The organism is uncultured Hymenobacter sp., from assembly GCF_964242765.1.
In the GTDB taxonomy this organism is placed as follows: Bacteria; Bacteroidota; Bacteroidia; order Cytophagales; family Hymenobacteraceae; genus Hymenobacter.
In genome coordinates this window covers 13,111-25,654 of record NZ_CAXTBM010000001.1, presented here as the reverse complement: position 1 = coordinate 25,654, position 12,544 = coordinate 13,111, and the positions used below count along the sequence as shown (strand labels likewise).

8 protein-coding genes are annotated in these 12,544 nt (G+C 54.4%); 7 read left to right on the top strand and 1 reads right to left on the bottom strand.

From position 1 onward, the window contains the following. Positions 1-174: 174 nt before the first annotated feature. Entirely contained in the window at positions 175-657 is a 483-nt protein-coding gene (locus ACFE7X_RS00095) for a MarR family winged helix-turn-helix transcriptional regulator (protein ID WP_375433610.1), read from the top strand. A 267-nt stretch (positions 658-924) separates the two neighbouring features. Continuing rightward, positions 925-3,408: a TonB-dependent receptor domain-containing protein gene (locus tag ACFE7X_RS00090; RefSeq protein WP_375433609.1), complete on the top strand. Its 2,484-nt coding sequence runs from the start codon at positions 925-927 to the stop codon at positions 3,406-3,408. A gap of 1,533 nt (positions 3,409-4,941) precedes the next feature. Here ACFE7X_RS00090 and ACFE7X_RS00085 read toward each other — a convergent pair. After that, entirely contained in the window at positions 4,942-6,510 is a 1,569-nt protein-coding gene (locus ACFE7X_RS00085) for a PglZ domain-containing protein (protein ID WP_375433608.1), read from the bottom strand. A gap of 374 nt (positions 6,511-6,884) precedes the next feature. Here ACFE7X_RS00085 and ACFE7X_RS00080 point away from each other — a divergent pair, with 374 nt between their 5' ends. The 5 genes from ACFE7X_RS00080 to ACFE7X_RS00060 all read left to right on the top strand — a co-directional run bounded on the left by ACFE7X_RS00080 (position 6,885) and on the right by ACFE7X_RS00060 (position 12,490). After that, positions 6,885-8,114 carry an HD domain-containing protein gene (locus ACFE7X_RS00080; RefSeq protein WP_375433607.1) on the top strand — a complete coding sequence of 410 codons (1,230 nt, stop codon included), beginning with the start codon at positions 6,885-6,887 and terminating at the stop codon, positions 8,112-8,114. 290 nt (positions 8,115-8,404) lie between these two features. Next, the gene (gene lpxD / locus ACFE7X_RS00075; RefSeq protein ID WP_375433606.1) at positions 8,405-9,445 is read left to right on the top strand and encodes a UDP-3-O-(3-hydroxymyristoyl)glucosamine N-acyltransferase; all 1,041 of its coding nucleotides are present in this window, start codon (positions 8,405-8,407) and stop codon (positions 9,443-9,445) included. Positions 9,446-9,560: 115 nt separating this feature from the next. After that, on the top strand, positions 9,561-10,955 hold the full coding sequence (locus tag ACFE7X_RS00070; RefSeq protein WP_375433605.1) for a bifunctional UDP-3-O-[3-hydroxymyristoyl] N-acetylglucosamine deacetylase/3-hydroxyacyl-ACP dehydratase: 1,395 nt from the start codon (positions 9,561-9,563) through the stop codon (positions 10,953-10,955). Positions 10,956-11,070: 115 nt separating this feature from the next. Beyond that, positions 11,071-11,868 (top strand): acyl-ACP--UDP-N-acetylglucosamine O-acyltransferase, encoded by a 798-nt coding sequence (lpxA, locus tag ACFE7X_RS00065; protein WP_375433604.1) that lies wholly within the window; start codon positions 11,071-11,073, stop codon positions 11,866-11,868. Continuing rightward, positions 11,858-12,490 (top strand): ATP-binding cassette domain-containing protein, encoded by a 633-nt coding sequence (locus ACFE7X_RS00060; protein WP_375433603.1) that lies wholly within the window; start codon positions 11,858-11,860, stop codon positions 12,488-12,490. Before lpxA ends, ACFE7X_RS00060 begins: the two co-directional genes overlap by 11 nt. Positions 12,491-12,544 lie beyond the last annotated feature (54 nt).

The window sequence follows — 12,544 nt, the reverse complement described above, 5'->3', positions numbered from 1 at the left end:
TGGTACTGCTGAAGTGTAGCAGTACTACTGGGCAGGGCGGTCAGCACGTAGCCGAATAGACGTATTCAAACAAGCCATCCAATAGAATTTGATACAGCTTAAAAAATATTTCGAACTTCAAGCAACTTCTATGACATATCATACATCTATCATTTTGTAACTCCTTTTGCGCATATGCTTTCCAGTATCATCTTTTATTCGCTCGATAAAGCTATTCGCCAATACCGCAAGTTGGCGCAGGCGAATATCGACCGGGCGGGTATTGCCATCACCATTGATCAGTGGTTGGTGCTGCGCGTGATTCAAGAACACGATGACCTTACGCAAACGGATATAGCGGAACGAGTTTTTAAAGACCAAGCCTCGGTGGCCCGCATGATCAACCTATTGCTGAAAGCTGGTTTGCTGCTAGCAGTACCTCTCCCCCATGACGGCCGTCGTACCCGCCTGCGAGTGTCCGAAGAAGGTCTGCGCACCTTGGATGCGGTGGAGCCGGTAGTGCTCAGCAACCGGCAGATTGCGCTAAAGGGGCTGACGGAAGAGGATTTGGCAATTATGCGCCCGATGCTCGAAAGGATTTATAGCAATTGCGTGGCCGCAACACAACCTGTTGCTGCTCATTCAGTACCTGCACTCGAACTACCCGAACAACCCTAACGCAAAACCGACTTACCTGCTAATAAAAAACATAGAACATCTTGCATGTACGAAATATTTCGTATTTATTTGTACGAATTACTTCGTAGGCTATAATTCAAGCAGCTAGCTTTCCGGAAGCCCGCCCTACGGACAGCAGTTAGAATTGTCTTGCCCAACCTCATCTACTGGTGCCAGCTAGCAGGCGGCTACCCTTTATTCCTGATTCCAGCTTCTTCTCAGGCATACTCCTCCGTTTCTCTTACTCTTATTGCGTCTCTGTCACCCATGAAAACTAATTTCTTCATGCGGCTACGGCTGCCCTTATCCGCCAGCTTTTTTGCTTTGGCTGTACTCTTTTCAATTTCTTTTGCCGCCGCTCAAAACTCAGGCGTTGTGAGCGGCACGGTGCAAGAAGCATCGGGCCAAGCGGTGGCATTTGCCACCCTTACCCTGCACCGCGCCGCTGATTCAGTGGTAGTGAAATCTGAGTTTAGCGACGATAAGGGCAGTTTTCGGTTGACGGCCATAGCTCCTGGGCGCTACCTGGTGCTGGCCTCGCAGGTGGGGTTTGCACGCCGTTGGAGCGCACCGTTCGAAGTGGGTGGGGCGGAAGTGAAATTGCCTACGCTCACGCTCCAAGCTAGTGGGGCAACCAACTTGAAAGAAGTGACGGTGGTAGGCCAGAAACCCATGTTCGAACGCCTCGCCGACCGGACCATTGTCAATGTGGAAGGCAGCACGCTAGCGGCAGGTGCCAGTTCGCTGGAAGTACTGGGCCGCTCGCCCGGCGTGACCGTAGACAGCAACGATAACCTTGCGCTACGGGGCCGCCAAGGCGTGTTAGTACTCATCGACGGCAAACGCCAACCCATGACGGGCGCCGAACTGGCCGACTATCTGCGCGCCTTACCGGCCGACCAAGTAAAGAGTATCGAGCTGATTACCAACCCACCTGCCAAGTACGAAGCGCAGGGCAGCGCGGGTATTATTGCCATCAACCTCAAGAAAGACCAACGCCAGGGCACCAACGGCACCCTGAATGCCAGTTATGGCCTCGGCCGTTACGGCAATGGCAAGTATATCGCGGGCTTATCGGCCAACCATCGCCACAAGCAACTGAATTTGTTTGGTAGCTATTCGTATGCCGACCGCGAAAACTTTGGGGCGCTGACCATCAACCGGGATTTTTTCAGCTACCCCGACCAGCAGAAGCAGTTTGAAGGCAGCACCTTACAAGATAATTTCAGTTATAGCCTCGGCCGCTCGCACACTTGGAAAGCCGGTCTCGACTACAATCTTGGCGAGAATACGGTACTGGGGGGCACCGTTAATGGTCAGCAATACAATACGGTACAGGAGGGCACCAACAACTCCGAGCAGCTCGACGCCTTTGGCGGCCCGCAGAGCCGCTACCGCTCCACCAACGACCGGAACTACACCACGTCCAATGTGGCCGCTAACCTCAACTTGCGTCACACCTTTTCCACCGATTCGGCCGGTGCGCGTGAGCTAACTGCCGACGCCGATTACGCTCACTACGATAGCCGCCGTTTGCAACAACTCAACACGCTGTACTTCTTTCCCCAAGATTCCTTGGATTTGCTGGATGGCAACCAGCAAGGCAAGTTGACCATCCAGTCGGTGAAGGCCGACTACACGCACCCCATTAGCAAGCAACTGCGCCTGGAAGCGGGCGGCAAAGTAAGCTGGGTGCATTCCGATAACGACGTGCTGTTCCGAGTTCTGGGGGCTGATGGCATCGGGCTGGTGCGCGACCCGCTCCGCTCCAATCACTTCGTCTATGATGAAAACATCAACGCGGGCTATGTCAACGTGAACTACACCCTCACCGGCTGGACACTGCAAGGCGGTTTGCGCGGCGAACATACTGATGTAACCGGCCGCCCCGATGACCCCAAAGACAACTTCGACCGCAACTACTTCCAGCTTTTCCCAAGCGCCGCAGCCAAGCGCACCTTCTCCGACAAGCACGAAACGTCTTTGTCGCTGAGCCGGCGCATCGACCGGCCTTCGTACGGGCAGTTGAACCCATTCCGCTCCTATATTGATGCTACCACCTACGGGTCTGGCAACCCCGACCTGCGCCCGCAAACCAGCTACAACTTCGAACTCACCCACACCTACCAGCAGAAATATAGCCTCGGCGTAAGCTACAGCGTCACCTCCGACCCCATCATCGGGACGGTGCAGCCCGCCCCGGATGGTGGCCGCGCCGTTGTATCGACCAGCCAGAACCTAGGCAAGCAGCAGTACCTAGCCCTCACATTAACCACCCCGCTAGAGCTAGCCAAGTGGTGGACCATGAACAACAATCTGGTCGTCTACTACAACCACTTCACCGGCACCCTAGCCGGAACCAACCTGAATGCGGGCAAAGCGGCCTATAACCTCAACTCCACTAGCGCATTCACGCTAGGCAAGAGCTGGACGATTGACTTAACGGGCAGCTACCAGTCGCCGGAGGTATACGGGTTCTTCCGGCTGCGGCCGCAAGGGCAAGTAACCGCGGGCATCCAGAAATCGGCGTGGGAGCGGAAAGGCACCTTTAAGCTCAACGTCACCGATATTTTCTACACCAGCGTCACGCGGGCCACGTCCACCTACAACAACTACGTCGAGCGTTTCTACCAGCGCGGCGACTCGCGCGTGGCCACCTTCTCATTCTCCTACCGCTTCGGTAATGAGAAACTAGCCCCCACCCGCCGCCGTCAAGGTGGCGCCGAAGACGAGAAGCGCCGGGCAGGTTAAGATCGGTTGTTGTTCCAACGCCGGGAGAATCCGAATTGCTCGTTCAATGGAATTCACTCAGATTCTTCCTGCGTCAGAATGACAATTGGTTTTTGGAAGTACTCCGTATCTAAATGATTCGCGTAGAGAAAAGGAGGTAGTAGCTTACCTTCCTCCACAGCTTCCACCGCTATGCGTAAGCTAAATCTACGTGCCCCACTCCTGACCAGCCTCTTGTTTCTAGGCGTTGCCATTAGCTGCAAAGCGCAGGGCATTCCACAACTATCTGCTAGTAAGCCCTACCCTCTCATTGGTCAGAGCGAGAATAAAGCAGCAACTATGGATATATCCTGTAAGGGTTCCAAACAGATAAAGAATGCACCCTTGTATGTTGTTGATGGAACGCCCGTCACGCAAGAACGTCTGAGCACCAGAGCAAATCCAGAAAATCGACATTGTAAAGGACAGCAAAGCTATTGCGCTTTATGGTCCTAGTGCTGCCAATGGCGCAGTACTTATCACCCTTAAAAAGTAAAGCACAAGACCTCACCGTACTTCCAAAACTCACCCTGGCATTCCTATTTTTGCTTCCCTCGAACTACCAAATCAGTTCAAGTTACCCATGAAGCACCACCTCTCTATTTGCCATGAATTGTAGGTTGACACCTACAATTCAATGAAACAACCGAAAAAACGTCGGGCCTGGACGGCTCGGCAACATGGCCACATTGCGCTTTATCGCAGTTGGATTTATAGCCGCTTCCAACCTAATAGAGCCTTGATCTAACTACAATGGAATTGGCATCGGATGCAACCCTGTACTGCCCTGCACCAGCTACGTCAAGGAGCAGAGAAAACTGAAATTCAGTTTCTGTACCATCACAAATACAGCGGCCATTGGCTGTGCTGGTAAACAAAAAGGAACGCTCGGATGGGCGTTCCTTCTGTTTAGAGCCGACTTCAGTCTCGGCAAGTTACAGGTGCTGAAGGAGCAATAACAAATTAATTGCTATTGCCCATATGGAATAAAGCTTGTTGTAGCATCTATCAGTAAGGCAAGACTATTAATTCCGCCAACTTGCTTTTCTAGGCTATCTGTTTATCTACAGCTCTTCCAATTAATGTTCTCGACACACTTGTTTTTCGCTGCTGCTATAATGATGATGGCTGCAACTACAGTTCAGGCTCAGACACTAAGTTCCTCTCAAGACAAAACAACTCATCGCCCCGACGCGGCTAGAGGCATTCGGATTATTTGTGCTTCCAGTCTTAAAAATAACAATGAGCCCCTGCATATTATAGACGGAGCACCTGCTACACAAGAGCAGGTTCAAGCGTTAGATCCAAACCGAATAAAGAAAATTAATGCCCTGAAGGGTCCTGAAGCATCAGCCATTTATGGCTTACGTGGTGTTAAAGGCGCTCTTATAATTACTACGAAGAGACGTTTCAGAACAAATAGATAATACGCTTATTTCCTAGCAAGTAAAAAGCACGAGGCGGGTTGCAATGCAGCCCACCTCGTGCTTTTTACTTGCTAGGACCTGAATCCCTCTATCCCTTAGCCGTGAGCGTGATGTAGGGGATAATGCATTCCTCCAACGAAATACCGCCGTGCTGGAACGTGTCCTTGTAGTAATTCACGTAGTAGTTGTAATTGTTGGGGTAGGCGAAAAAGTAGTCGCCAACCGTGAATACGTAGGCGGTGCTCACGTTTTCGCGGGGCAGGAAGATGTGCTCCGGCTTGCGTACCGTGTACACGTCCTTGCTGTCGTCGAAGCCCAGGTTTTTGCCGTGCTTGTAGCGCAGGTTGGTGTTGGTGTTTCGGTCCCCCACGATTTTGTAGGGACGCTTCACCCGGATAGTGCCGTGGTCGGTGGTGATGACCAGTTTGCCTTTGCGCTCAGAAATCTGCTGGAGCATTTCGTAGAGCGGCGAATGCAGAAACCACGAACGGGTGATGCTGCGGTACGCCGACTCGTCGGCGGCCAGCTCCCGAATCATGGCCATGTCGGTGCGGGCGTGGCTGAGCATGTCCACGAAGTTGTAGACGATGATGTTCAGCTTGTTGTTGTTGTGCAGGTTGGCCATTTTGCCGAGCAAATCTTTGCCAGCTTGCAGGTTGGTTACCTTATTGTAGCTGAACTTCTGCTTCTGACCGGCCTTCTGGAAGTTGATTTCCACTAGTTCGGCTTCGTGCAGGTTTTTGCCTTCGTCGTCGTCGTCCCACACCCACAGGTTGGGATATTTCTTCTGGATGTCACCCGGCATCATGCCCGCGAAAATGGCGTTGCGGGCGTAGGCCGTGGTGGTAGGCAGAATGGAGTAGTACATTTCCTCCTGGTCCACGGTGAACAGCTCGGCGATAATCGGCTCCAGAATCTTCCACTGGTCGTAGCGCAGGTTGTCGATGAGCACAAAATACACGGGCGTGTCGCCGGTAGCTTTCATGAGCGGGAATACCCGATCCTTGAACAACTGGTGCGACATGAGCGGGGCGTCCTTGTCGTCGCCGTTCACCCAATCTTCGTAGTCTTCGGTGATGAAGCGGCCGAAGTAGGTATTGGCTTCGTCTTTCTGCATGTTGAAGACGTCGGCCATGCTCTTGCCTTCCGTCTCGTTGATTTCTAGCTCCCAATACACCAACTTCTTGTACACGTCGGCCCATTCGGAAGGGCTGAGGCGGTCGGAGAGCTGCATGCCCAGTTGGCGGAAGTCGCGCTGGTAGCCGGAGTTGGTTTTCTCGGACACGAGGCGCTTGTTGTCGAGCACCTTCTTCACCGAGAGCAGAATCTGGCTGGGGTTGACGGGCTTAATCAGGTAGTCGGCAATCTTGGAGCCGATGGCGTCTTCCATGATGTGCTCCTCCTCACTTTTGGTAATCATAATAACGGGCAGCGTCGGTTTGGCCGTTTTGATTTCCGTAAGCGTTTCCAGGCCCGTAAGACCCGGCATATTCTCGTCGAGGAACACGATGTCGTAATTCTGCTCCTGCACCTGCTCGATGGCGTCGGCCCCGGAATTGACTCCGGTTACGTCGTAGCCTTTTTCCTGCAAAAAGAGAATGTGCGGTTTGAGGAGGTCGATTTCATCATCGGCCCAAAGTATGCTGTATCGTTGCATAAGGGGGTTGGGAAGTGTCTGCGTGTAAAGCCAACTCGTTAGGTGGCGACTCGTTCAACGAGCTTCAGTGGCTAATTGCTTTATTGCCCGTTGCTCTGTCAGACTCTACAGAGGCCACTAAGCTTAAACAGGTTGCAACTGAAGTTTCGTAAGTAGCTTTACTCCCAATCCTTATTTTTTGGTTTTAAAAAATTACCGCCAGCCGATACTTCAGCTAAACTCCGCTGTAAAGAAGCGGAAATTACTTGGTTTAGGTTCCCACTCAAGTGTAGCGCGAAGCTCCAGCCTCGCGTATCGTTGCACGAAACCCGTTGGTTCGGCCCCGTCAGTAGCCGTTCAACAATGCCCGAAGCTGGAGCTCCGCGCTACTCCTTATGAACAAAAAGAAAATCTTCAACGACCCGGTATATGGCTTTGTTACTATCCCCACCGAGTTGTTGTTCGACTTGATTGAGCATTCTTATTTCCAGCGGCTGCGGCGGATTCAGCAACTCGGACTAACTATGTTTGTGTACCCAGGAGCGCTGCACACGCGTTTTCACCACGCCTTGGGCGCCATGCACCTAATGACGCTGGCCCTGCGCACGCTCAAAGACAAAGGAGTAGCCATTACGGCTCGCGAAGGCGAGGCTGCGCAAGCCGCCATTCTGCTGCACGACATCGGCCACGGCCCCCTTTCCCACGCCCTGGAGCGCAGCATTTTTCATGATGTGGACCACGAAGCCATCAGCCTGCACCTAATGCGCAAGCTGAACGCCGAGTTTGACGGGGCGCTGGACTTGGCTATCGAAATCTTTCGGGGTACTTACCACCGGCCATTCTTCCACCAATTGGTTAGCAGCCAGCTCGACATGGACCGGCTCGACTACCTCAATCGTGACTCGTTTTACACGGGCGTGCAAGAGGGCCGCCCCGGCGCCGACCGCCTTATCAAGATGCTAACCGTTGTGAATGAGCGGCTGGTACTGGAAGAAAAGGCCGTGTACAGCATCGAGAACTTTTTGGTGAGCCGCCGGCTGATGTACTGGCAGGTGTACCTGCACAAAACCGTTACCAGCGCCGAGCAGATGATTATCCGCATCATGCAGCGCGCGCAGGAACTGACCCGGACCGGCCACAAAGTACCGGCTTCGCCTGCCTTGCACTTCTTTCTCGCCAAAGTGGTAACCCAGGTGGAGTTCGAGGCCGACGACGCTATTCTGCGCCGTTTCACCCGCCTCGACGACACCGACGTATGGAGCGCCGTTAAGCAGTGGGCCGACCACCCCGATAAAGTGCTGAGCTACCTAGCCCAGAGCATCCTCGACCGGCACCTGTTCAAGATCAGCCTCCAGACCGAGGCCTTCGATGACGACTTCCAGATCGGCATTGTAGAGCTGATTGCCGAACGGTTTGGCCTGCCTACCGCCGAAGCCGCTCAACTTATGATTGCCGGCCGCATCAGCAACAACGCCTACGACGCCGATGGGCAGGACACCATCGATGTACTTACCAAACGGGGCCGCGTGGTAAACGTAGCCGAGGCCTCCGACCTGCCCAATATCAAAGCCTTGGGACAGCGCGTAGAAAAGCATTATATCTGCTACCCGAAAGAGATTTTATGAATTATACTCGAGCTAAAAGAGCGTCATGCGGAGCGGAATTTAAGCAGTTCGCCTATTAACGTCGCAAACTACCGGCCATCCTTGATGCTTGCTCTAACGTCCTCCTGAGAAGGACCTTCTCACGCCTAAACGATTGCTGTAACAACGACGCGCGCTGATGTTGCAAGGTCCTTTCTTCGTTAGGATGTGTAAATGCTCCGGTAAGCACAGCAGAACGTTTCAAGCTTGTACATATAGGTCAGATAAACGAGTACCGTGTACCAGCGCCAACTTTTATCTACTTTTGCCCGATGGAATTTACGGTAGGCCAGATAGCAGAAGTGCTGCGCGGCGCAGTGGAAGGCGACGCAACCCAGCGCATTGATCGGCTGGCAAAAATTGAAGAAGCCCAGGCGGGTTCCCTCTCTTTTCTAGCCAACCTTAAGTACGAAGCGTACCTCTACACAACGGGCGCTTCGGCCGTTATTGTAAGCCGCAGCTTAGAGTTGCGCCACCCCGTCCAGACTGCGCTTATCCGCGTTGATGACCCGTATTCCAGCTTTACCACGTTGCTGGAGTTCTATCAGCAAGCCACGCGCACTGGGCGGCGCGGCGTGGAGGAGCCCAGCTTTATGGGCCCCAACACCACCATTGGCGGCAACCATTACCGCGGGGCCTTTTCCTACATCGGCGAGAATTGCCAGATCGGCGACGATGTGGTGATATTTCCGCACGTTTTCATCGGTGACCGATGCAAAATCGGCAACGGCACCATTCTGTATGCTGGCGCCAAGATCTACGCCGAAACCGTAATTGGCGAGCGGTGCACCATCCACGCGGGGGCCGTAGTGGGTTCCGATGGCTTTGGCTTTGCGCCACAGCCCGATGGCTCGTACCGCACCATTCCGCAGATTGGCAATGTGGTGCTGGAAGACAACGTCAGCATCGGGGCCAACACCACTATCGACTGCGCTACTATGGGCTCCACCATCATCCGGGAAGGCGCCAAAATCGATAATCTCGTGCAGATTGCGCACAACGTGGAAATTGGGCGGCACACGGTAGTGGCCTCGCAGAGCGGTATTTCTGGCTCCACCAAAATCGGGGACTTCTGCGTGCTGGCGGGCCAAGTAGGCTTGGCGGGCCACCTGACGCTGGCCAACCGTACTACCGTTACGGCGCAGTCAGGCGTGGGCAAGTCTATCAAGGAAGAAGGCCAGTTCTTGCAGGGTGCGCCGGCCTTTAATTTGCGCGACAGTCTGCGGGCCCAAGCCGTTTTCCGGCACCTGCCCGAGTTGGAGCGCCGCCTTACGCAACTAGAGCGCCGTACGAACCCGCCGGAAAAGTCCTAGCTTTGCTTTTCGTAAGCGCCGCCGCTACAAGTTGTATGTTTGGCGGCGTTTTCATTACCTGTTTTCTCGCCTTCTTCGCTCGCAGCTTACGGCTTATGGCTGATAGCTACCCAAAATGAACGACAAGCAACATACCATTAAGGTCCCCGTGACGGTAAGCGGCATTGGGCTACACACCGGCGTTCAGGCCACCATGACGTTTTGCCCGGCGCCCGTCGGCCACGGCTACCAATTCCAGCGCATGGACTTGCCCGATCAGCCGATTGTAGTGGCTGACGTAGACAATGTAGTGGACCTTTCCCGGGGCACCACCATCGAGCAGAACGGAGCCCGCGTCAACACTGTGGAGCACACGTTGGCGGCTTTGGTAGGTTTGCAGATCGACAACGTCCTCATCAAGCTCGATGGCCCCGAGCCGCCCATCATGGATGGCTCCAGCTACCAGTTCATTGAGGCGCTGGAAGAGGCCGGTCTAGAAGAGCAAAATGCGTTGCGCAACTTCTACGAAATTCCCGACGAAATCCGCTTCGTAGACAACGGCCGGGCCGTGGAGCTAGCCGCCCTTCCCCTCAACGACTACCGCCTGACGGTGATGGTGGACTACAACTCCCCCGTGCTGGGCTCCCAGCACGCCTCGTTGACGGATATCAGCTTGTTCAAGAATGATATTTCCAGCTCGCGCACTTTCTGCTTCCTGCACGAGCTAGAGGCTCTCTACAAGCAAAACCTCATCAAAGGTGGCGACTTAAGCAACGCCATTGTGGTAGTGGACCGCGTGGTGAGCGAAGATGAGTTGAGCGAGCTAGCCACCATGCTTGGCAAGCCGAAAGTAGCCGTCAAGAAGGAAGGCATCCTTAATAACGTGGACCTGCGCTACAAAAACGAACCCGCCCGCCACAAGCTCCTCGACTTGGTGGGTGATCTGGCGCTGGTCGGTCGGCCGCTGAAAGGGCAGATTCTGGCGGCCCGCCCCGGCCATGCCGCCAACGTAGCCTTCGCCAAGAAGATCAAGAAGAAGATGATGGAGGCCAACTCCTCTCCCGTGCCGCATTACGACCCCGCGCGCGAGCCGGTCATGGACATCAACCAGATCATGCAGGTGCTACCGCACCGCTACCCGTTCCTGCTGATTGACAAGGTGATTCATCTCGACGAAACGTCGGTGGCCAGCATCAAGAACGTCACTATAAACGAGCCGTTCTTTACGGGTCACTACCCCGGCAACCCCGTATTTCCGGGCGTGCTACAAGTGGAGGCCATGGCCCAGACGGGCGGCATTTTGGTGCTCAATACGGTACCGGACCCGGAAAATTATACGCCGTATTTTGTGGGCATCGAGAATTGCCGCTTCCGCCGCATGGTGAAGCCCGGCGACACCATCATTTTCCGCTGCTGGCTACTAGCTCCGGTTAAGCGCGGTATTGCGAAGATGAAAGGTCAAGCTTTTGTGAACGGCAAAGTGGTGATGGAGGCCGAAATGAGTGCCGCTATTGTACGTAAAGACGCTTAAATCGTCAATTAGGAATTATTAAGCAGGAAAGAATAATTGACTGGCCTTTTACACGTTTTACTGCCAGCCACGTGAATTCCTACTTATTAGTTCTGAATTGTTAATTCAATAAAGAATGAATCAGCCGCTCGCCTATATCCATCCCGAAGCCAAAATCGCGCAAAACGTGGTTGTGGAACCTTTCACGACCATTGATAAGGATGTGGAGATTGGGGAAGGCACCTGGATCGGCCCAAACGTGACCATCATGGCGGGGGCCCGCATCGGCAAGAACTGCAAGATCTTTCCGGGGGCCGTTATTGCTGCCATTCCCCAAGACCTGAAGTTTGCCGGCGAAAAAACCACTGTGCTAATCGGCGACCATACCGTCATTCGGGAGTGCGTAACCGTAAACCGCGGCACCGTGGACCGACTTAAAACCGTGGTAGGCTCCAATTGCCTGCTCATGGCCTACGTGCACGTCGCCCACGACTGCATCATCGGTAACTACTGCGTATTGGCCAACGGTGTGCAGCTGGCCGGCCACGTAGAAATCGGCGACCACGCCATCATCGGCGGCACATCGGCCGTGCACCAGTTTGTGAAGGTCGGCCAGCACGCTATGGTATCGGGTGGCTCGTTGGTGCGTAAAGACGTGCCGCCCTTCGTGAAGGCCGGGCGCGAGCCGCTCACCTATGCGGGTATCAACAGCATCGGACTACGCCGCCGCGGCTACTCCGACCAAAAGATTTCCGAGATTCAGCAACTGTACCGGTTGCTGTTTTTGGGCGGCATGAACAACAACGACGCCCTCGACAAAATCGAGCTGGAACTAGCGCCCTCCCCGGAGCGCGACGAAGTGGTGAACTTCGTGCGTAATTCGGGTCGCGGCGTAATCAAAGGCTATTCGCGCAACGGCAACGGTGCAGATTGAAGCAATTGGGCTCGGCAAACGCTACGCCCGTGAATGGATTTTCCGGGGTCTGACGCACACGTTCCAATCAGGTTCGACTACGGCCATCCTGGGCCCGAATGGCGCCGGCAAAAGCACATTGCTCAACACGCTTTCCGGCCAGCAGCTTCCCACCGATGGCACCTTGCTTTACCAGCAAAAGGGCCAGTCGGTGCCCGTGGAAGAAGTGCCGCCTTTACTCGCCTACGCCGCCCCGTACTTGGAGTTGATTGAGGAACTCACGCTAACCGAGCTACTGCATTTCCACGCTCGTTTTAAACCGCTCCGGCCAGGTGTCACGCAGCCGCAGTTAATCGAGTTAATGTACCTCTCAACGTCCCGCCACAAGCTGGTGCGCGACTTTTCATCGGGCATGAAGCAGCGCCTCAAGCTGGCCTTGGCCCTTTACGCCGATACGCCCCTGCTCCTGCTCGACGAACCCACCACCAATCTTGACCGCGCCGGCGTGGCTTGGTACCAGGAGCACGTACGCGCAACGCTGGCGGGCCGTACCGTACTGGTATCCAGCAACGTACCCGAAGAGTACGACTTTTGCACCGAGCAGCTGAACGTGACAGATTTTGGCGCCCGATCTGCCCGCTAGGCTTTTGTTTGCCGAAGTCTGCGTAGTTTAGAGCAAAGCTCTACGCTCTCCTCT